The organism is Amycolatopsis sp. NPDC043885, from assembly GCF_056435685.1.
Genome location: NZ_JBWKEA010000004.1, coordinates 176451 through 195948 on the forward strand (window position 1 = coordinate 176451; position 19498 = coordinate 195948).

Annotated in this window: 20 protein-coding genes; 11 read left to right on the forward strand and 9 right to left on the reverse strand. The window is 69.4% G+C overall.

The annotated features are described in order from the left end of the window. Positions 1–28: 28 nt before the first annotated feature. Positions 29–1108, reverse strand: coding sequence for a J domain-containing protein (locus AC069I_RS15860; RefSeq protein ID WP_478232369.1), 1080 nt, complete (start codon positions 1106–1108; stop codon positions 29–31). Between the two features lie 184 nt (positions 1109–1292). On the opposite strand from AC069I_RS15860, the gene AC069I_RS15865 reads away from it, so the two are divergent. From AC069I_RS15865 to AC069I_RS15890, 6 genes are all read left to right on the forward strand, one after another. Continuing rightward, positions 1293–2126 carry an alpha/beta hydrolase family protein gene (locus AC069I_RS15865; RefSeq protein ID WP_478265708.1) on the forward strand — a complete coding sequence of 278 codons (834 nt, stop codon included), beginning with the start codon at positions 1293–1295 and terminating at the stop codon, positions 2124–2126. 573 nt (positions 2127–2699) lie between these two features. After that, entirely contained in the window at positions 2700–4109 is a 1410-nt protein-coding gene (locus tag AC069I_RS15870; RefSeq protein WP_478265709.1) for an APC family permease, read from the forward strand. After that, positions 4106–5005, forward strand: coding sequence for an ROK family protein (locus AC069I_RS15875; RefSeq protein ID WP_478265710.1), 900 nt, complete (start codon positions 4106–4108; stop codon positions 5003–5005). The genes AC069I_RS15870 and AC069I_RS15875 overlap by 4 nt, the downstream gene beginning before the upstream one ends. A gap of 101 nt (positions 5006–5106) precedes the next feature. Next, the gene (locus tag AC069I_RS15880; protein ID WP_478229056.1) at positions 5107–5679 is read left to right on the forward strand and encodes an NADPH-dependent FMN reductase; all 573 of its coding nucleotides are present in this window, start codon (positions 5107–5109) and stop codon (positions 5677–5679) included. Between the two features lie 22 nt (positions 5680–5701). Next, positions 5702–6682, forward strand: a complete 981-nt coding sequence (locus AC069I_RS15885; protein ID WP_340682980.1) for an ATP-binding cassette domain-containing protein — start codon at positions 5702–5704, stop codon at positions 6680–6682. After that, positions 6679–7530, forward strand: coding sequence for an ABC transporter permease (locus tag AC069I_RS15890; protein ID WP_340682979.1), 852 nt, complete (start codon positions 6679–6681; stop codon positions 7528–7530). The genes AC069I_RS15885 and AC069I_RS15890 overlap by 4 nt, the downstream gene beginning before the upstream one ends. Positions 7531–8005: 475 nt before the next feature. Here the strand turns inward: AC069I_RS15890 and AC069I_RS15895 are convergent, their stop codons facing one another. Beyond that, on the reverse strand, positions 8006–11131 hold the full coding sequence (locus AC069I_RS15895; RefSeq protein WP_478265711.1) for an ATP-binding protein: 3126 nt from the start codon (positions 11129–11131) through the stop codon (positions 8006–8008). A gap of 250 nt (positions 11132–11381) precedes the next feature. Between AC069I_RS15895 and AC069I_RS15900 the strand changes: the two genes are divergently transcribed. Next, positions 11382–12656 carry a cytochrome P450 gene (locus AC069I_RS15900; RefSeq protein WP_478265712.1) on the forward strand — a complete coding sequence of 425 codons (1275 nt, stop codon included), beginning with the start codon at positions 11382–11384 and terminating at the stop codon, positions 12654–12656. 2 nt (positions 12657–12658) lie between these two features. On the opposite strand, the gene AC069I_RS15905 is transcribed toward AC069I_RS15900, so the two are convergent. Next, positions 12659–13285 carry an alpha-ketoglutarate-dependent dioxygenase AlkB gene (locus tag AC069I_RS15905; RefSeq protein ID WP_478232375.1) on the reverse strand — a complete coding sequence of 209 codons (627 nt, stop codon included), beginning with the start codon at positions 13283–13285 and terminating at the stop codon, positions 12659–12661. Positions 13286–13351: 66 nt separating this feature from the next. Between AC069I_RS15905 and AC069I_RS15910 the strand changes: the two genes are divergently transcribed. Then, the gene (locus AC069I_RS15910; RefSeq protein ID WP_478232376.1) at positions 13352–14131 is read left to right on the forward strand and encodes an alpha/beta fold hydrolase; all 780 of its coding nucleotides are present in this window, start codon (positions 13352–13354) and stop codon (positions 14129–14131) included. Here the strand turns inward: AC069I_RS15910 and AC069I_RS15915 are convergent. Continuing rightward, complete coding sequence (locus AC069I_RS15915) at positions 14103–14690, reverse strand: ASCH domain-containing protein (protein ID WP_478232377.1); 588 nt, start codon at positions 14688–14690, stop codon at positions 14103–14105. The two genes, AC069I_RS15910 and AC069I_RS15915, sit on opposite strands and share 29 nt — an antisense overlap. Positions 14691–14816: 126 nt before the next feature. On the opposite strand from AC069I_RS15915, the gene AC069I_RS15920 reads away from it, so the two are divergent. Then, positions 14817–15422, forward strand: coding sequence for a hypothetical protein (locus tag AC069I_RS15920; protein ID WP_478265713.1), 606 nt, complete (start codon positions 14817–14819; stop codon positions 15420–15422). Positions 15423–15486: 64 nt separating this feature from the next. On the opposite strand, the gene AC069I_RS15925 is transcribed toward AC069I_RS15920, so the two are convergent. Both AC069I_RS15925 and AC069I_RS15930 read right to left on the reverse strand, forming a co-directional pair. After that, positions 15487–16428 carry an RluA family pseudouridine synthase gene (locus AC069I_RS15925; protein WP_478229063.1) on the reverse strand — a complete coding sequence of 314 codons (942 nt, stop codon included), beginning with the start codon at positions 16426–16428 and terminating at the stop codon, positions 15487–15489. A gap of 143 nt (positions 16429–16571) precedes the next feature. After that, positions 16572–16964, reverse strand: coding sequence for a DUF5313 domain-containing protein (locus AC069I_RS15930; protein WP_478229064.1), 393 nt, complete (start codon positions 16962–16964; stop codon positions 16572–16574). 104 nt (positions 16965–17068) lie between these two features. Between AC069I_RS15930 and AC069I_RS15935 the strand changes: the two genes are divergently transcribed. Both AC069I_RS15935 and AC069I_RS15940 read left to right on the forward strand, forming a co-directional pair. Beyond that, positions 17069–17512: a MarR family winged helix-turn-helix transcriptional regulator gene (locus tag AC069I_RS15935; RefSeq protein ID WP_073847073.1), complete on the forward strand. Its 444-nt coding sequence runs from the start codon at positions 17069–17071 to the stop codon at positions 17510–17512. 100 nt (positions 17513–17612) lie between these two features. Beyond that, positions 17613–18044, forward strand: coding sequence for a DUF6292 family protein (locus AC069I_RS15940; protein ID WP_478229065.1), 432 nt, complete (start codon positions 17613–17615; stop codon positions 18042–18044). On the opposite strand, the gene AC069I_RS15945 is transcribed toward AC069I_RS15940, so the two are convergent. The 3 genes from AC069I_RS15945 to AC069I_RS15955 form a co-directional block, all read right to left on the reverse strand. Next, positions 18045–18299 carry a hypothetical protein gene (locus AC069I_RS15945; RefSeq protein ID WP_478265714.1) on the reverse strand — a complete coding sequence of 85 codons (255 nt, stop codon included), beginning with the start codon at positions 18297–18299 and terminating at the stop codon, positions 18045–18047. After that, positions 18293–18652, reverse strand: coding sequence for a hypothetical protein (locus AC069I_RS15950; protein WP_478265715.1), 360 nt, complete (start codon positions 18650–18652; stop codon positions 18293–18295). Before AC069I_RS15950 ends, AC069I_RS15945 begins: the two co-directional genes overlap by 7 nt. Positions 18653–18725: 73 nt before the next feature. After that, positions 18726–19472 carry a thioesterase II family protein gene (locus AC069I_RS15955; RefSeq protein WP_478229068.1) on the reverse strand — a complete coding sequence of 249 codons (747 nt, stop codon included), beginning with the start codon at positions 19470–19472 and terminating at the stop codon, positions 18726–18728. Positions 19473–19498 lie beyond the last annotated feature (26 nt).

Below are 19498 nucleotides of genomic sequence, written 5' to 3' on the forward strand. Positions count from 1 at the left end.
AGAGGACGAAATGCGGGCTGCCGCTGTCTCAGACGGTGCCGACCACCCGGTCCCGCACCACCCGCATCGTCGCCGAGTCCACAGTGGACGGCTCCGCCGCCAGCCACCCGCCGATCTCGTGCAGGAACTGTTCCGGCGTCATGGGTGGCGCGGGGGAGGGATCCTCGAGGTCCGTGGTGATCTCACCGGTCCGGCTCGGGTACACGATCATCGCCCCGCGCAACGCGACCCCCGGCAGGATCCGCCGGTATTCGGCGAGGCTTTCGGTCAGCCTGCTCCCACCGCCGCGGAAGGCACGGCCGTTGCGCAGCAGACGGTCGTCGTCATCGGTTTCGTAGTGCCCCGGCAGCCACAGCTTCGATTCGATGAGCACCAGCCGCTTTCCGCACAACACGGCGTGGTCGACGTCGGCGAACACCGAATCCGGCCACGAGAGGCCGTGGAAGATCCGGGCGCCGGGCAGCCGGGTCAGGTAGCGCTCGAGCAGGTCGGCGGTGAGCCGTTCGGCGAGTTCGTCGGTTTCGACGCCGGGGGTGCCGAACACGCGTTTCCCGCCGAATTCGGCGGCGAACCGGGTCTTGGCGCGGGAAGCCGCCAGGTAGCCGCGTGCGAGCCGTTGTACGAGCAGCGCGGTCCCGGCGGTCAGGATCAGCCAGACGATCAGCGTGGGGGCCGAGAATCCGACGCCGGTCAGCACCGGCAGCAGCACCAGCACCATCCCGCCGACCGCCGCCACCACCGGGGTGTGCCCGGGCCCGCGCCGCCGCCCGTGCCGCACGCGCGCGTCCTGCGCGGCGAATTCCCACCATTCGAGGTCGTCCGGATCGATCACGACCGGTTCGGGCTCGTAGCCCGGTTCTTCGCCGAAGCGACGCCGCGGGCGCGGCCGGATCGGGGCGCGCACCGAGCGGCCGCCCGCGTCGTAGCCGGCGCGCCGCATCGGATCGCTGAGCGTGTCGTAGGCCTCGCGGACCAGCTGGAAGGTGAGCGCGGATCCGCCGGTGTCCGGGTGGTGCGATTTCGCCAGCCGCCGGTACGCGGTCTTGATCTCGTTGACCGAGGCGGCCTTGCCCACGCCGAGCACCTCGTAGTAGTCGACATCGGGCACGGGCGGTTCACCTCCAAAGGGCCGGGCCGCAACACTATTCGGCCGCCGCCGGTCATCCGCAACCACCTCCGCGGCGCGTCGGGGTGACCTCGCGGGCATACTGTTTCGCTTGTGGCGGAACGAGGTCCGCCTCCGCTGCGTCCTGGATATCGTGGAGATCGACAGCACGCGAGGGGGGACAGCGGTGGGACAACCGGTCACGGGCACGGCGGCGGGGGTACCGTTCACCGTCTTGCCGCCATCGGCCGAGGTCAGCGGCCCCGCGCCGGTGGTCGTCGCCTGGCACATGATCGACGCGCCCCGCACCGACGCCGCGTTCGCGGCCGCGCTGCCGCTGGCCGGGGTGCCCGCGTGGCGGGTGTATCTCGGAATGCCGTTGTGCGGCGCGAGAATGGTCGACGGCAGCATGGACGCGGTGGTCGAACGAGCCGTCCGTGACGCGGTGCTCGCCTACGCGGACCCGTTCGTCCGGCAGGCGGCGCTGGAATTCCCCGCCGCACTGGCTGAACTGCGGGAACGCTTCGGTTTCGACACCTCGCGGATGGCCGTCGTCGGCGGTTCCCTCGGTGGTGCCGTGGCGCTCACGATCCTGGCCACCAGGGAGATCCCGGTGCGGGCCGCCGCGCTGGTCAACCCCGCCGTCCGGGCGCGGTCGCTGGTCGGCGTGGTGGAAACCATGCTGGAACAGCCCTATACGTGGACGGACGAAGCGAACCAGGCGGCGGATCAGCTCGACTTCGTCGCACGATCGGGTGAAATTTCGGCCAGGGAACCGCAGGTTCCGCTGCTGGTCGTCAGCGGCGAAGAGGATTTCCCCGCGTTCCGCGCGGACGCCGACGAACTCGTCGACGCGGTGCGTGCCCAATACACGGTGTCGGAAGACGTCCGGTTACGTCGCCTCCCCGGTCTCGCCCACCCGCTCGCCGAAGACCCGGGCATCGATCCCGCGCCGCAGCTGCCGATCGCGAAGCTCGCCGACGAAGCGGTCACCGAGTGGCTGGAGCGCCACCTGCGCTGACCCGCGTCAGCAGCCTGGCGGCGGGGCCCATCGGGACGCCCGAATTCCAGGCGCAGCTCGTCGGTCTGGGGATCACGAACGCGACGCCGAAGACGTACTGGCCTGGACCGTGATCGTCGCGCCCGGGTTTACCGGATTCGGGCGGATGCGGTTCCCTTCGTCCACGATCACGACCGAAACGCCGCACCGCCGGAACTCTTGCGGAGACGCTCGAGGTTCTGCTCGATCGCGCTCTTGGCGGTGCCGAGCAGGTCGCTGTTTTACCTGATCGGGCTCCCGGCGACGGCGCCAGGCGGACGGGCGTCTTCAGTGCGGCCGGTGTCCGGCCCGCCCGTCGGTCCCGCCGCAGGCCGCCGCGAACCCGAGTGCGGCGATCGCCATCGCCGCCCTGAACAGCCGTTTCATGGACCTCACCGTTCCTGGGGAAGACGTCCTTCCGGACAAGGACGCGGACCGACGGCTCCCTGATACGTCCCGGCTTGGTGGACCGGAGCACGACAACTTTGCGGACCGGCCTTCCGACACGCCCGAAATTATGTTAAGAAACTTTACTAACTAACAGGGAGGCGCGTTTTGAGTTCATCCCCGCGGCCGGGGCTCGAGCGGAAGATCGGGCCGCTCCAGGCGACCGCCATCAACATGACCCAGATGTGCGGCATCGGCCCGTTCGTCACCATCCCCGCGATGGTGGTGACGCTCGGCGGCCCGCAGGCCATGTTCGGCTGGCTCATCGGCGCGGTCATCGCGTTGGCCGACGGCCTGATCTGGGCCGAACTCGGCGCCGCCCTCCCCGGCGCCGGCGGCACCTACGTCTATCTGCGCGAGGCGTTCGGCTCCCGTACCGGCAGGCTCATGCCGTTCCTGTTCGCCTGGAGCGCGGTGCTGTTCATCCCGCTGATCATGTCCACCGGCATCATCGGGCTCGTCCAGTACCTCGGGTACCTGGTCCCCGGGGTCGCCGACGACGGCGGGACGACGGCGCTCGGCAAGGTCATCGGCCTCGGCGTCATCGTCCTGATCGTGCTGGCGTTGTTCCGCAAGATCGGCGAGATCGGGAAGCTGACCACCGTCCTGTTCGGGATCATGCTGTTCGCCTCCCTTTCGGTGATCGTCGCGGCCTTCACCCATTTCGACGGCGCGCAAGCGTTCGCCTTCACACCTGGCGCGTTCTCGTTCGACGGCGGCGCGTTCTGGGCCGGGCTCGGCGCCGGCCTGATCATCGCCATCTACGACTACCTCGGCTACAACACCAGCGCCTACCTCGGCGGCGAGGTTCGTGACCCAGGCCGGACGCTGCCACGGTCGATCATCCTCTCGATCCTCGGCATCATGAGCCTCTACTTCCTGCTGCAGCTCGGGGTGCTCGGCTCGATCCCGCTGGAGGAACTGAAGAACGCCACTTCGGTCGCCTCCACCGTGCTGGAACAGGCGTGGGGCACGGGCGCGGCCAAGGTCATCACCGTGTTCATCGTGATCGCCGCGATCGGTTCGGTGTTCGCCGGCCTGCTCGGGGGTTCGCGGGTCCCGTTCGAAGCGGCGCGCGACAAGGTGTTCCTGCCGGTGTTCGCCAGGCTGCACCCGAAGCTGAACCTGCCGACCGCCGGCGTGCTGACGATGGGCGTCATCGCCGCGATCGGCTCGCTCTTCACGCTGACCGCGGTGATCAACGCGGCGGTGACGGTGCTGGTGCTCATCCAGTCGCTCGCGCAGGTCGCGGCGATCGTCGTGCTGCGGCGACGGCGGCCGGAGCTGGAGCGGCCGTACCGGCAAGGGCTCTACCCGATCCCGACGGTCATCGCGCTGCTCGGCTGGATCTACATCTACTTCTCCGCCACCTGGCTTTCGATCGGGCTTTCGGTGGGGTGGATCGCGCTCGGCGTGGCGGCGTTCCTGGCCTATGCCAAGGCGGAGCGCGTGTGGCCGTTCGGGCCCAAGGGAATTCAGGAAGCGTTCGCGGGGGCGGCAGAGGGGAACGGAAAGTGACGGGGGAAGACCTGATCCTGGGGATCGACTTCGGCGGCACGAAGGTCGCGATCGGGCTGGCCGACCGGTCCGGGAGCCTCCTGGTCACCCGGAGGCTGGACACCGACGCGCAGGCGGGCGCCGAACAGGTGGTGAGCCGCGCGCTCGCCGCCGCGCGGAAACTGCTCGCCGACGAAGGCGCCGCGGACCGGCTCGTCGCGATCGGTGTGGTCAGCCCTGGCATCGTGCTGGAGGACCGCATCCTGCTCGCGCCCAACGTGCCGGGCTGGGAGGAACTGCGGCTGCGCGACCTCGTCGCCGCCGAGTTCGAGGACGTGCCGATCCAAGTGGGCACCGACGCCAAGGCGGCGGCGCTCGCGGAATGGCGATGGGGGGCGCTGGCGGACACCGATCCGGCGGTGTTCCTCTCGCTGGGGACCGGGATCGCCGCGGCGGTCCTGGTCGGTGGCCGGCTGCTGGCCGGCGCCAACGGCGCTGCGGGAGAGATCGGGTACAACCTCCTCTCGCCGCAGGACACCGACGGGTTCGCCAGTGGAGCGGCGCCACTGGAGGAAGCCGTCGGTGGGCGTGGGCTGGGCGGCCGGGCGAGTGTGCTGCTCGGCCGCCCGGTGACCGCGGGTGAACTGTTCGGCCTCGCCAGGGAGAACGCACAGGCCAAGGAACTGGTCTGCGCTGCGCTCGACGAACTGTCGATGCACGTCGCGAACCTCGCCATCGCGCTCGACCCACAGCGCGTCGCCGTCGGTGGGGGACTGGTGCGCTCGGCCGACATCCTGCTGCCCGCGCTGCGCGAGCGGCTCGCGCAAGCCGTGCCGTTCTCGCCGGAACTGGTCTCGGCGAAATTCGACCAGGACGCGTCCCTGCTGGGCGCGATCGCGATCGCGCTGGACGCCTAGCGAGATCACCGACCGAAGCCGCCGGGCGCCCGCTAGATCCGATCTAGCGAAAGTCCGGCGGCTTTCTCGCGCCCAAGAGGTGAAGCGAGAGGAGGTCGGTCATGGACACCAGTCCACTGCGGGTCGCGGTGATCATCGGAAGCACCCGCGAGGGGCGGGTGGGGGACGCCGTCGGCAAGTGGTTCACCGGCCGGGCGGAAAACCGGGAAGACCTCGTCACCGAAGTGCTCGACCTGGTCGACTTCGACCTGCCCACGGGGCTGCCGGAGCATCCGACGTCGGACATGAAGCGGTTCGCGAGGCTGGTCGACGAGGCCGAGGCGTTCGTCGTCGTCACCCCCGAGTACAACCGCAGTTTCCCGGCGTCGCTGAAGCAGGCGATCGACTGCGCCTACGACGAGTGGCGCGCGAAGCCGGTCGGTTTCGTCTCCTACGGCTACCGCTCGCAAGGGCTCTACGCCGTGGAGCAGTTGCGCACGATCTTCACCGAACTGCACACGGTGACCATGCGCGACACCGTGGCCTTCAACCTCCTCGACGGCACCTTCGCCCGCGACGGCACCCCCTTCGACAGCGACGGGCAGGGACAGGCCGTGACCACCCTGCTCGACGAGCTCGCCTGGTGGGGTCTCGCCCTGCGCGAAGCGCGCGCCGCTCGCCCCTACGTCTGCTGAATGCTTCTGAAAGGAAACGAAAATGAGTGAACTGGCCATCGAAGCCTCGGGGCTGGTCAAGGTGTTCGGGGAGAACCGGGCGGTCGACGGGATCGACCTGAAGGTCCCCGCCGGCACCGTGTACGGCGTCCTCGGGCCGAACGGCGCCGGCAAGACCACCGCCGTGAAGATGCTCGCGACCCTGCTCCGCCCCAACGGTGGAGAAGCGCGCGTCTTCGGCAAGGACGTCGTCCGCGAGGCCGACGCGGTCCGGTCCATGGTGAGCCTGACCGGGCAGTACGCCTCGGTCGACGAAGACCTGACCGGCACCGAGAACCTGGTGCTGATCGGCAGGCTGACCGGGCACCGCAAACCGGCCGCCCGCGCACGGGCGGAGGAGCTGCTGGCGGCGTTCGGCCTGACCGAGGCCGCGGGCAGGCAGGTGAAGAACTACTCCGGCGGGATGCGGCGGCGGATCGACATCGCCGCGAGCATCCTCAACACCCCGGACGTGCTCTTCCTCGACGAGCCGACGACCGGGCTCGATCCCCGCAGCCGCAACCAGGTCTGGGACATCGTGCGCGCGATCGTGCGGCACGGCACCACTGTCCTGCTGACCACGCAGTACCTCGACGAGGCCGACCAGCTGGCCTCGCGGATCGCGGTCATCGACCACGGCAAGGTGATCGCCGAAGGCACCAAGGGGCAGCTGAAGGCGTCGGTCGGCGCGGGCGCGATCCACGTCCGGCTTCGGGAGGCCGACCAGCGTGCCGAGGCCGAAGCGCTGCTCGTCCGCAACCTGGAGGCACAGGTGCTGTTGGAGCCGGACCCGGTCGCGCTCACCGCGCGGCTCACGGGCGAAAGCACCGAACAGGGTGCCGCCGAGCACGCCGCGCGCGCACTGTCCGAGCTCGCGCGCGCCGGCATCGTCGTCGACACCTTCTCCCTCGGCCAGCCGAGCCTCGACGAGGTCTTCCTGGCCCTGACCGACCGCACCGCCACGCCTGAGGAGAGTGCAGCTTGAGCACCACGGCAGTCAAAGACAACGAACCCGTTCTCGCGGCACCGAAGGCGGAGGATCTCGCCGCCGTCCTGATCGCGAAGAACCGTCCTCAGCGCCCCAGCGCGCTGTCGACTTCGGTCACCTTCGGGTGGCGCGCGATGCTGAAGATCAAGCACGTGCCCGAGCAGCTGTTCGACGTCACGGCGTTCCCGATCATGATGACGCTGATGTTCACCTACCTGTTCGGCGGCGCGCTGTCCGGCTCGCCGACGCAGTACCTGCAGTTCGTGCTGCCGGGCATCATGGCGAGCAGCATCCTGATGATCACCATGTACACCGGAATTTCGGTCAACACCGACATCGAGAAGGGCGTCTTCGACCGGTTCCGCACGCTGCCCATCTGGCGGCCGTCGGCGATGGTCGGCTATCTGCTCGGCGACATGCTGCGGTACCTCATCGCGTCGCTGGTGATCCTCGGCGTCGGGCTGATCATGGGCTTCCGCCCCGCCGGCGGATTCGGTGGCGTGGCCGCCGCGATCCTCCTGCTGCTGGCGTTCTCGTTCGCGTTCTCGTGGATCTGGACGATGTTCGGCCTGCTGCTGCGCAGCGAGAAGTCGGTGATGGGGGTCAGCATGATGGTGCTGTTCCCGCTGACCTTCCTCAGCAACATCTACGTCAACCCGGAGACGATGCCGGGCTGGCTGCAGGCCTTCGTCGACGTCAACCCGGTGACCCACGTGGTCGCGGCGGTCCGCTCGATGATGGACGGCAACTGGGACGGCGGCGAGATCACCTGGGTGCTGATCGCCGGAGCGGTCATCCTCGCGATCTTCGGCACCTTGACGATGCGGCTCTACAACCGCAAGTGAGCCCCAGCCTCGTGAGTGGCTAGGACGGTTCTAACCGTCCTAGCCACTCACGAGGCTTGACCGGCTCGGTACCGGTGTTCTTGCGCGCTCAAGTACGTGAAGGGGCCTTCATGTCCTCGTAGGGCGGACGTGGCGATTTTCGAGTCCGTGAAGGCCTCCTTGAGGAACCGTCTTTGTTCACCCCCAGTGTGGCCGGTGGACGAGTGCGCCCAATGTGGCACTGGGGACACTGAGCGTCTCCGATGCCACATTGGGCGCACCGGCTGAGGCCTGCGTTGTCTCGGCGCCGGATGGAGCCGCGACTCTGGGGAGGCTGGTAGCAGGTAAGTCCTTGAAGGCCTCCTTGAGGAACCCAGAGTCCCTCAAGGAGGCCCCTCACGGACCGGGCCAGGGATCAACCACCGCCGGAATCCACGTAGGTGCCTAAGACACCTTTGGCTCTAACCGTCCTGGCCACTCACGAGTCCCTGGCCGCTCACAGCCGCCAGGGAACCTTGTCTTCGGGCGCGTAGCGGCACGAGGAACCGGTGGTGACGGCCGCGCGCAGGTGCGCCGCCAGTGCCGGATGCTGCTCGTCGAGTTTGCGCAGGGTGTCCCGGATCCGCGCGGTCACCGTCTTGCGGGCGCGTTCCGCCTCGTCCCCGAGCCGCCGGGTGCGGCCGCCGAGCCCGGCCGCGGACCGCAGTTCGGCGAGCAGCGCGTCCCGTTCACGGTCCAGCGCCGCGGCGCGTGCGTCCTGGCCCATCCCGGTCGCGGTGTCGATCAGTTCGTCCAGCTCGTCGAGCCTCGCGCGGTACCGGGCCTTCGCCTCGTCGTCGAGGACGGCGTCTCCGCCGAAGCTCTTCGCGGCGACGACCACCTCGCCACCCTCGGGATCGAGCAGCCGGACGGCGGCGACCTCCGAACCCGGCCTGCCGAGCAGGAAATGCAGGTCCCGCAAGCCTTTCGAGTCCGGGAGGTGGGCGGTGACACCGTCGAAGTGCAAGGTCCACACGACGTCGTCGCGACGGAACTCCGCCCTCGGCGTGGCCGGAGCCCGCGTCTCCTCACGTGCTCTCGTCATCCTGGCCACGACCGGCCGCATGCCGAACGCGCTGGCTTCTTCGGTCACCTCGGACAGGAGGGCCGCCGCGGCCGCCGCGTCGCCTTCGAGGTTGCGGCCGAGCAGTGCCTTCGCCAGCCAGGACTTGGCTTCGGTCGCCCAGACCGCGGCCCGGAGCCGATCCGCGGAGAGCACGGCACCGCGCAGCCGGTTCACCGCGTCGTTCCAGCGTTCCTGCGCCAGGTCGAGCCTGCCGAGCCAGAGGTCGACGGGGCCGGAGATCTCGCAGCCGTACAGGGAAACCAGCCACTCCCCGCTGTAGGGCACGAGCAGTGCGCGGGCCGCTTCACAGCGTTCGGGATCGCGCGAGACCGCCGCCGTCTGCGCCTGGCAGCGCAACCACAAGGCTTCCAGGTCGCGGGGATACGGCTTCGCGTCGGCCGCGAGATCGGTGAGCCGCACGGCCTCCCTGGCGTCCTCGCGCTGGGCCGCGGAGATCGCCTCCAGCATCCGGCCGTAGGAGTACCCGCTGCGCGAGATCTCGCGGTGGAGCCCGGTGAGCTCGTCGAACCGTCCCTCCAAGCACCACCGGACCCACAGCTGCAGCTGGTTCAGATCGGCGAAATGGGGATGCTCGTCCCCCTCGTGGCACGAGATCACCTGCTCGATATACGCCTCGGCTTCGGCGAACCGGCCCTGAAGCGTGGCGATGATGCTCTGGTCGATCCGGGAAGCCAGCTGCGAGCTCGGGGCCCTGCCGGTGGCCGCCAGGGCGAGAAACTCCTGATACTGCCCGAAATACCGGGGATCGCCCTGTTCGAGCTGCGCCACCCACTTGAAGGACGCCGCGTAGTGCTCCAATTCCGGATTCGCCGTGCGGCGGCCGACGGCGACCAGTTCGTCGGTGAGCCGTTCCCGTTCCGCGGCGCTGCCCGGCCCCCAGATCGAGTCGTGCCGGGCCCACAAACCGAACAACAGCGCGGAATCGTCGTGGTCGTCGCGGGCGGTCATCATGATGCGCGCGGAGAGTTCCTGCGTCATCTCCTCGGCCGTGAGCTCCTGGCCGGGCTCGCGGCCGCAAAGCCGCGCGTGCGCTTCGGTGAGCACCTCGACCGTCTCGTCGATCCGGAGGCTCTTGTGGTCGGCACGGACCAGGGTCAGCGCCAGCCGGGCGAGGAGATCGTCGTCGTCGAGTTCACGGATGAGCACCGAGACCTCGTCGAGGACCTGCCTGCCCTCGTCCGTCTCGTGGTGACGGGTCAGATGCGCGCCCAGTTCGAGGGCGATGACCGCCTTCCGTCGCCGGTCCTCGGCGATCTCCATCGCCCGCCGGTAGTGGGTGGTCGTCTCTTCGATCGCCATACGGCCGGTGGCGTCGACCGCGGCGGCCAGCAACAGGTCGATCGCCTCCTCCGGATCGACTTCCCGGCCGGCGAGCAGCGCGTGGCGGGCCAGGTCCGCGGCGAAGAGGCTGTCCCGTGACGCCGGCGTTTCCCGGACCGCCGCGACGACCGCTGCGTGCTGTTTCCGGCGGTCCGACTCGGACAGGCTCGCGTACAACGTTTCGCGGACCAGGTCGTGGGCGAAGGCGAACCGTCCTTGCCCTTGCACCACCACCAGCCGTGCCGCGACGGCCTGGTCGAGCAGCCGGTCCACCTGGGGCACGGGTGCCGACGCCACGCCCGCGAGCAGCCGGCGGTGGAACTCCCTGCCGAGTACCGACGCGGTGGTCAGCAGATCGAGGACCGGCTGGGGGAGCAGGGAAAGCCGTCGCTGCAGGGCGTCGGCCACGCCGGGCGCGATGGTCTCGGCGGAACCTCCGCTGTGCCAGAGGCGCGCCGTCTGCTCGACGAAGAACGGGTTGCCGCCGGTGCGGCGATGGACCTCGGCGACCAGCGCGTCGTCGGGTGCCGCGCCCGCCGTCCTGGTCATGAGCGTGCCGACCTCGTCCGGTTCGAGGCCGGTGAGAGTGACCGAAGTGGCCTTCGTGAGGAGCGGCATCATGAGCGAGCGAAGCGGGTGATCGGTCGCCTCGACCTCGACGTCCCGGTACGTGCCGATCAGCAGCAGCCGCTCGAACCAGGTGTGCTGCGCGGCGAACTCGAGCAACCGCAGCGACGCGGCGTCGGCCCAGTGCAGATCGTCGAGCACCACCACGATCGGCTGGTCCTGGGAGGCGGCCACCAGCACGCTCGTCACCGCGTCGTACAGCCGGAACCCGTCGGCCGCGCCGTCGCCGCGCGCCTCACCGAGCAGGACGTCCAATTCGCTGTCGGCCATCGCGGCCCAGCGGCCCTGCCCGACCGCGCGCCGCAACCCGCGGACCACCTGCGTCCACGGCCAATAGCCCGGTGCGCTCGCCGAGTCCCAGCAGGACCCGTTGAGCACCAGGGCGCCGAGGCGCTTCGCCTCTTCGGCGGCGCCGGTGACGAGCGTGGTCTTGCCGATCCCGGCCTCGCCGGTGACCAGCACCAGCCCGCCGTGGCTTTCGGCGGCACGGGAAATCTCCGCGCGGAGCACCCCCGCGGGATGGTCGCGTCCGATGAGCGCGGCTGACATGTCCGAATCCTCCCAGTAAGGTCCGACAATCTCACGACGCGCGCCCGATGTCAGGCGTTACCCGCGGTCCGTCGTGACCGACGGTGACGGACGTCTCCCGGTCGCCGGGAACCTCACGGGCGGGAAAACCGACTTTCTGGACGTGACTAATCGAGTGGGACGGCGGGGTGAGGACGTCGGGCGTCCTGCCGGGCGAAGGCGGCCTGTTGTGCCAGGTCAGGTGGTCAGCGGCTGGAGTAGGGTGCAGGGTATGGGGAGCATTCGCTCGCGCGTGCTGGCTTGGCTCGGCCGTCGCTATCTCGCGCGTCAGCAGAAGAACGGTTTCGACCTGTCCAAGATGTCGATCATCCCGGACAACGCGCTGCTGCCGCTCAAGCGCGACGGTCTCGACCCGGTGGCCGAGCTGGGCCGGATCCGCGCGACGGAGCCGATCAGCAAGCTCGACCTGCCGTTCGGGATGAACGGCTGGCTGGTCACCGGCTACGACGAGGCCAAGGCCGTACTCGGCAAGGTGGGCGAGTTCAGCAACGACTTCACGAACCTGGTCGGGAACGCGGGCGTGACCGAGGACCAGAACCCCGGCGGGCTCGGGTTCGCCGATCCGCCGGTGCACACCCGGCTTCGGCGCCTGCTCACGCCGGAGTTCACCATGCGGCGGCTATCGCGCCTGGCGCCGCGGATCGACGAGATCGTCGCCGATCAGCTCGACGCGATGGCGAAGGCCGACGGTCCCGTCGACCTGTGGGAGGCCTTCGCGCTGCCGATCCCGTCGCTGACGATCTGCGAACTGCTGGGCGTCCCGTACGAGGACCGCGACGATTTCCAGCGGCTGAGCACCGCCCGGTTCGACCTCTTCGGTGGCGCGGGCGCGTCACTCGGAGCGATGACCGAGTCACTGTCCTATCTGGACGAGATCGTCAAAAAACAGCGCGAGAACCCGGGCGACGGCCTGCTCGGCATGCTCATCAAGGAGCACGGCGACGAGATCGACGACCGCGAACTCGCGGGCCTCGCCGACGGTGTGCTCACCGGCGGGCTGGAGACCACGGCGAGCATGATCGCGCTCGGCGCGCTCGTGCTGCTCAAGGACCGCTCGCTGTTCGAAACCGTCCGCGGCGACGATGAGGCCGTCCACAGGTTCGTCGAGGAGCTGCTGCGGTACCTGACCGTCGTGCAGATGGCCTTCCCGCGGTTCGCCAAGGAGGACATGGAGGTCGCCGGCGTCCGGATCGCGAAGGGCGACATCGTGCTGGTCTCGCTCAGCGTCGCGAACCGAGACGGCGAACTCGGCCAGGAAATGGAGAAGTTCGACGCGACCCGCGAGCCGACGTCGCACCTCGCCTTCGGCTGGGGCATTCACCGGTGCATCGGTGCCGAACTGGCCAGGATGGAACTGCGCACCGCGTACCCCGCGCTGGTGCGCCGGTTCCCGGAGATGCGGCTGGCGATCGAACCGGACCAGGTGGGCTTCCGGAAGGTCTCGATCGTCTACGGCGTCGACGCGTTGCCCGTGCTGCTGGACTGACCTCAGGCGACTCCTCTCGGGCGGAACTGGATGCTGATCCTCGGCCCGACCGGTTTGGCGGTCTTGGGGACGGCGTGTTCCCAGGTCCGCTGGCAGCTGCCGCCCATGACGATCAGGTCGCCGTGGCCGAGGGCGTGCCGCACGGTCTCGCCCCCGCCACGCGGCCGCAGGGCCAGCTGGCGGGCGGCGCCGACCGAGACGATCGCCACCATGGTGTCCTCGGTGCGGGACCGGCCGGTGTCGTCGCCGTGCCAGGCGACGCTGTCGCGCCCGTCCCGGTAGAAGCACAGGCCCGACGTCACGAACGGCTCGCCGAGCTCTTCCGCGTAGTGCGCGGAGAGTGTCTCCCTCGCCTCCGTGAGGATCGGGTGGGGGAGCGGCATGCCCTCGCGGTAATAGCTCAACAGCCGGGGGACGGCGACGACGCGGTCGTACATCTGCCGCCTTTCGGCGTGCCATGGCACGTCTTCGGCGAGCCGGGTGAACAGCTCGTCCGCGCCGGAGAGCCAGCCCGGGAGCACGTCGATCCAGGCGCCACGGGTCAGCTCGGTGCGCCGGAGCCCGCCGAGCGAGCCCAGCCCGAGCGCGGCGCACTCGTCGAACAGCGAGGCTTGAAGCGCGGGGGTCATGGCAACCGAACCTACCCCGGTTCCGGCCATTTGTCGAACGGATGTTCGAGTGGCACGATGGCTCACATGATCCACACAGCGAAGTCCGCCGATGGGACGCCGATCGTGTTCGAACGCCGTGGTGCGGGGCCCGTCGTGGTCGTCGTCGCGGGCGCGGGCAACGACCGGCACGGCGACGAACCGCTGGTCGCGGAGCTGGCCTCCGAGTTCTCCGTGGTGACCTACGACCGCCGGGGCCGGGGCGGCAGTGGGGACACCGCGCCGTACGCGGTCGAGCGCGAGATCGAAGACCTGGCCGCGGTCGTCGCCGCGCTCGGCGAGCCGGTGATCGTCCACGGCATCTCCTCCGGTGGCGCGCTTGCCCTCCTCGCCGCCGCGGCCGGTGTGCCGATTGCGCGGTTGTCGGTTTTCGAGCCGCCCTATCGGGGCGAAACGGAAGAAGTCCCCGAGGGATATGCCGACGAGATGCGCGAGCTGGTCGCGGCGGACCGGTGGGACGACGCCGTCGCCCTGTTCATGATGTCCGCGGTCGGCTCCCCGGAGGAGGCTGTCGCCGAGGCCAAGGAGACGCCGATGTGGCCCGAACTGCGGTCGTTCGCGCCCACGCTCGTTTACGACGCCTTCGTGATGAAGGACTCGAATGTGCCTGATGAGCTGGCGTCGATCGCGACACCCGTCCTGGTGGTGAACAGCAACGGCAGTACGGACTGGCTGAAGGCCGCCGCTCTCGTCGCCGCGAAGGTGGTGCCGGGGGCGCGGCAGGTCGGGCTGGACGGCGAGTTCCACAGTGTCCCGCCGGAACGGCTCGCGCCGGAACTCAGCGCGTTTTACCGGGATCCTCGGTAAAACGCAGGTACGCCGCGCCGCGCGGGGAGATCCGGTAGCCGACTTCGAGGCTGAGCGTGAGGCCGAGGTTCTTGAGCTTGCGGATGTCGACCTTCAACGGATCCTTCTCGCGGCCGAGGAGATCGGCGAGCTCCTGGGCGCGGCGTCCGGGATTGTCGTGAATGAGGCGCAAGGTCTCGTGCGTCCACGGGCGTCGCCTGTCCATCTTGGACAGTCGTTGGCGGATCTCCTCGAAGTCCTTTTCGGACAGTCCGGCGTCCTCGCTGAGCGCGCGCCGGGGATCGGGGCCGAGGTGGCGCAGGCCGATGCGGTACACCGGGGCGTCCGCGGGGCCGCGCAGCGTGCCCCGCACCGCGTTCGCCGACTCCGCGCCGGACCGGCGGGCGTCGGCGTCGGTGATGGCGGCGGGGTCGGCGATCTCGACCGAGACGACCTCGATCACCCCGGCCTCCAGGCGCATCACGTCGCCAGGGTGGACGTTCTGTTTCGACCAGCGCCGGAAGGCCAGGTCGATCGTCCCGGCCGCCAGTCCTTCGAGGACCGTCAAGGAGAGGATCACCGTCGTTACCCAATCAGCGGGACGCCGGGGCGTCAACGTCTTGTCCGATGACGGCTCGCACTCGTACAGTCGCAGCCTGGTCCTGGTCTGGACCATCACCGCCGCCCTGAGTGTGCAGGAGGCAGGATGCGGAGACGACTTCGGACCGCCGGGGTGGCCGCGGCGGCCGTGCTCGGCCTGATCGCGTCGGCGATGCCGGCGAACGCCCAGGTCGGCACCGGGCCGTGGACGTCGGAGAACCCGTCGTTCAACGTCCAGGAACGCGGCTGCGGCACCGTCGACGGGCTGAACTTCGAACTGACCTGCTCCACCGGAAGCGGGGATCAGCGGGCGGAACGGCGCTACGCGACCTACACCGGCGGGACCCGGCAGTTCGAGGGATCGTTCCGGATCACCAGCATGGCGGGCACCCGGATCAGCCTGAAGCAGACCTTCCGCGACGCGCCGACCGCCGGGCCGTACTTCATGCTCGCGGTCGAACGCGGCGGGCGGCTCTACGCCGTCCATGGCGGGGACACGCTGGGGAGCGGGGCGACCGTCGGGACGTCCGTGCGGGTCAACACCGTGCATCAGGTCGGGAGCACGCACAAGGTGTACATCAACGGTTCGCTGAAGCAGACCGTGAGCAGTAGCGGCGGGAGCTACTACGACAAGTTCGGCGCCTATCGGACGGCGAGTGGCGCCGGACCGGTCAAGGTGACCTGGAGCGGGATCAAGTTCTGGCGGAAGTAAGCCTTCCGTGAGCCGAAGTCCGTGAAGGCCTCCTTCACTACCTTCAGGGTAGGTAAGGAGGCCTTCACGGCAAGGGCCCGCGGCGCCACGCGTCGAGGTCCGTCCACGCCTGGAGCGTCTGCCTGCTCTCGAACCGGCGGCGTTCCCCGGAGACCGGATCGGTGAACTCGAGGACCTTTGCCAGCAGTTGCAAGGGTTCGGTGAAGTCGTCGAGCGGGGTTTCGGTCAGCTCCGGGTAGAAGTCGTCGCCGAGGATCGGCAACCCGAGACCGCTCATGTGCAGCCTGAGCTGGTGGGTACGGCCGGTCGCGGGGATCAGGCGATACCGGCCGAGGCCGTCGCGGTGCTCGATGAGCTCGACGCGCGTTTCCGCGTTGGGCGGCCCGTCGACCTCCTGCGCGGCGATGACTCCGCGTTCCTTGACGATGCGGCTGCTGATCTCGCGCGGCAGCACGACATCAGGGTCGTAGGGGGCGATCGCCTCGTATTCCTTGTGCACCAGGCGATCCCGGAACATCGTCTGGTACTTGCCGCGGACTTCGGGAGTGATCACGAACAGGATGAGCCCCGCGGTGACCCGGTCGAGCCGGTGGGCGGGGCTGAGCTGGGGAAGGCCGAATTCACGGCGCAGGCGGACCAGCGCGGTCTGCAGGATGTGCCGCCCGCGCGGGATCGTCGCGAGGAAATGCGGCTTGTCGGCGATCAGGAAATGCTCGTCGCGGTGCACGACGGAGACCTCGAACGGCACCTCGACCTCGTCGGGCAGGTCGCGATGGAACCAGATGAACGAGTCCGGCACGAACGGGGAATCGACGCCCAGCGGCCCGTCGAGCCCGACGATGCGCTCCTCCCGGAGCATCTCCTCGATCCGCTCGGGCGCGACCCGGGGGAGCCGCTCGACGAGGTGCTCCCGCAACGTCGTCCAGGGGCCCTTGGCGGGCATCTTGAGCCTCGCGGGATCGAGCCCGTGACGGGGCGGGAGCGGCGGGCGGAGCTTGCGTCTCATCACCGCGCACTCTAGCCGCGGCGGCTCGTCCGTCCTGGTCGCGGGCGGCTTCCTGGGGTGCCGGCTGTGCGCGTGTGTCGCGAAAGCATCTTTCGCAACACTGGGCCGGTGCCGGGGCGGTGCCCGCCGAAGGTATCAGGAGATCAGGCCTGGTTCCGGTACCGCGCGAGGTATCGCTCGGTCACCTCGGCTTCCGCGACCGCGACGGCCTCCGCGCGCGTCCGGCGCCCGATACCGGGCGGGAAGCCGTTCTTGGCCAGCCGGTGTTCGATGCTCTCCTCCATGTAGGCCATCGAGTAGAAGTACGCGACGAGCGCGGCCATCAGCACGATCGCCAGCCGCAGCGTGAGCGGGCCGGGCAGGAGCAGCCATACGGCGCAGAGCGGGGCGATCATCACCGTGCTGCGGGCGACGTGCCGCCAGCGCCAGCTTCCCGTGGTCGCGTCGTGGAGGATCCAGGCTTGGTAGCGCTCGGGCAGCCTGCCGCCGAGTGAGTACCACAGCCAGCGGAACACGTCCGGGCGCTTGCGGGGCATCGGGCGACTCCTTCCGTCGATGCTGCCACAGTACACTAATGATTAGCACGCTAAACGTTAGCGTCGCGGCTAGGATCGGCGGCATGAACTCGGAGGGGCCGGAGATGAAGTCGATCGATCTGGGCGAGGATCCGCTCGCGCTGGAGCGTCAGGTGTGTTTCGCGCTGTCGGTCGCTTCGCGCAGCGTCATCGCCATCTACCGTCCGCTGCTGGAACCCCATGGGCTCACCCATCCGCAGTACCTGGTCATGCTGGCGCTGTGGGAGCGAGGCCCGCAGGCCGTCAAGGACCTGAGTGTCGCTCTGCGTGCCGAGCCCGCGACGCTGTCACCGCTGCTCAAGCGCCTGGAGACGATCGGGTACGTCACGCGCAGGCGCAGCTCCGAGGACGAGCGGCTGCTGACGGTCGAGCTGACGGAATCCGGTCGCGCGTTGCGCGCGGAGGCGGAAAAGATCCCGTATCGCGTGGTGGAGAAGCTCGGTATGGAGGTCTCCGAGCTGGAGGCGCTGCACAAGGCACTGACCCGCGTCATCGAAGCCACGGCTTGAGCGAACCGAAACTGTGGTGTGACGAAATGAGGGTGTGAAGCCGCTCCGCGGTGGGTAATTCCCGTCACGCCAACTCAAAGTGACAGGAAGATGAGGGACCGTGACCACCTCGACCCCCGCGCCCACGGAAGCAGGTCTGGAGCTCAAGACCAGGCTGAACGCCTACCTGGAGGACGTGGCCGCGGCACTGGGGATACGGAGGGACGCGTGCACGGTCGACCTCGCCGGTCCGGTCACCGCCAGGATGAGGCTGAATTGGCGTCTTCCCGGCTTTCCCGAGCGCGACGTCGACCTGATGTGGCACGAGGAACACGGCTGGTCGGCCGCCGTGGCGACGCATTCGGACGACGATCACCACGTCGTCGTCGCCTACCTCGGTGGCCGGACGGTGGCGTCGCAGCCGCGGCTGGTCGCCAGGTTCGCCGAAACCCTCCGCACCGGCGACCACCAGGACTGCTGGCCCGGCGCGCCGACGTTGCGCACCGCCGGCGGGCCGTCCGCGCTCGCCAAGGAACTTTCCGCCTGGGCCTGATCATCCCGGCGGGGCGAGCACGACGTCGAGCGCGATCGTGATCTCCCTGCCGATCAGGAACCTCGGCGCGCGGAGACCGATCGCCCGCCGGTCGAAGACGGCGACGGCGACCACTCGCCAGGTGCCGTCGCCGTTGTCCGCCGGTCCGGTCGCGGTCACCGTCAGGGGGCAAGTCGCACCTCGCGCTCCGAGGGAGCCGTGGACCGACCACTCGTCCGGGTCACCGTCGACCTGGTCGGCCGCGAAGGTCAGCACGGGATGCGCGTCGATCGCCAGAACGCGACGACGAGCCCGGTCAGGCCGCCGACCTGGGCGACGATCGCCGTCAACGAAGGCATCGGCGCCCGGCCCGGTGTCGCCCAGGCGAGGTTGCTGCTCGCCGAAACACTGGTCGCCCGGGGCGATCTCGTTCGCGCGCAAGGGATCGCACGCGACGCGCTCGACGAGTTCCGGCGACTGGCCATACCGGGACCACTCGCGCGGGCCGCGGCGCTGCTCGACCGGATCCGTGCCGGGCGCCGCGCCGCCGACCCGCTGACCGGGCGGGGACGCGAGAGCGTCGCCCTGCTCGCCGACGCGCTGAGCAATCGCCGGACGGTGAAAGCCACGTCCGGAGCGTCCTGGCGAAACTGGGCCTGGCGAACCGGACCGAGGTCGTCGCGTGGGCGAGCAGGGAAGGCCTCAGGGACTGACGGTCAGCTTGCCGAGGATGCGCGCGACGACGGCGTCGAGGTTGTCTTCGAGGAAGAAGTGACCGCCCTCGAACACCTCCATCTCGAACGAGCCGGTGGTGTGCTCGCGCCAGTTTTCGACGTCCGGCAGATGCAGGACCGGGTCCGCGTTCCCGGCGAGCGCCACGACCGGGCAGCTCACGTCGGGGCCGGGCCGGTAGCGATAGGTCTCGACGGCCTTGTAGTCACCGCGCAGCGCGGGCAACGCGAGCGCGCGGATGTCCGGGTCGGCGAAGATCGTGGGGTCCGTGCCGCCGAGACGGCTGACCTCGTCGAGGAAGGTGTCGTCGTCGGCGAGGTGATGCGACTTCTCCTTCTGCACGTCCGGACCACGGCGGGCCGAGACGAACAGCGCGGCCGGGACGATGCCTCGCGCTTCGAGCCGCCGGGCGACCTCGAAGCCGACGATCGCGCCCATGCTGTGGCCGAAGAGGGCGAAGGGTTTCGGGAGCGCGGCGGCGACGTCCACCAGGTGCTCGGCCAGGACGTGGACATCGTCGATGACCGGCTCGCCCATCCGGTCCTGCCGCCCCGGGTATTGGGCGGTGTGCACCTCGATCGTGGGCGAGAGGGCCGCCGAAAACGCGCGGTACGCGCTCGCCGATCCGCCCGCGTGCGGGAAGACGAGGAGCCGCATCCCGGCCGACGGCGCCCGATGGAAGCATCGCGTCCAGCTGCTCGGAGCCTGTCCTGCCATCGAAATCCCCCAATCCGTGCGGGAAC

Coding starts and splice junctions, on each gene's coding strand:
- AC069I_RS15955 (WP_478229068.1), bottom strand. CDS start 19,472: ATGGCAGGACAGGCTCCGAGCAGCTGGACGCGATGCTTCCATCGGGCG.
- AC069I_RS15935 (WP_073847073.1), top strand. CDS start 17,069: ATGAAGTCGATCGATCTGGGCGAGGATCCGCTCGCGCTGGAGCGTCAG.
- AC069I_RS15910 (WP_478232376.1), top strand. CDS start 13,352: ATGATCCACACAGCGAAGTCCGCCGATGGGACGCCGATCGTGTTCGAA.
- AC069I_RS15880 (WP_478229056.1), top strand. CDS start 5,107: ATGGACACCAGTCCACTGCGGGTCGCGGTGATCATCGGAAGCACCCGC.
- AC069I_RS15920 (WP_478265713.1), top strand. CDS start 14,817: ATGCGGAGACGACTTCGGACCGCCGGGGTGGCCGCGGCGGCCGTGCTC.
- AC069I_RS15905 (WP_478232375.1), bottom strand. CDS start 13,285: ATGACCCCCGCGCTTCAAGCCTCGCTGTTCGACGAGTGCGCCGCGCTC.
- AC069I_RS15930 (WP_478229064.1), bottom strand. CDS start 16,964: ATGCCCCGCAAGCGCCCGGACGTGTTCCGCTGGCTGTGGTACTCACTC.
- AC069I_RS15900 (WP_478265712.1), top strand. CDS start 11,382: ATGGGGAGCATTCGCTCGCGCGTGCTGGCTTGGCTCGGCCGTCGCTAT.
- AC069I_RS15885 (WP_340682980.1), top strand. CDS start 5,702: ATGAGTGAACTGGCCATCGAAGCCTCGGGGCTGGTCAAGGTGTTCGGG.
- AC069I_RS15895 (WP_478265711.1), bottom strand. CDS start 11,131: ATGTCAGCCGCGCTCATCGGACGCGACCATCCCGCGGGGGTGCTCCGC.
- AC069I_RS15925 (WP_478229063.1), bottom strand. CDS start 16,428: ATGAGACGCAAGCTCCGCCCGCCGCTCCCGCCCCGTCACGGGCTCGAT.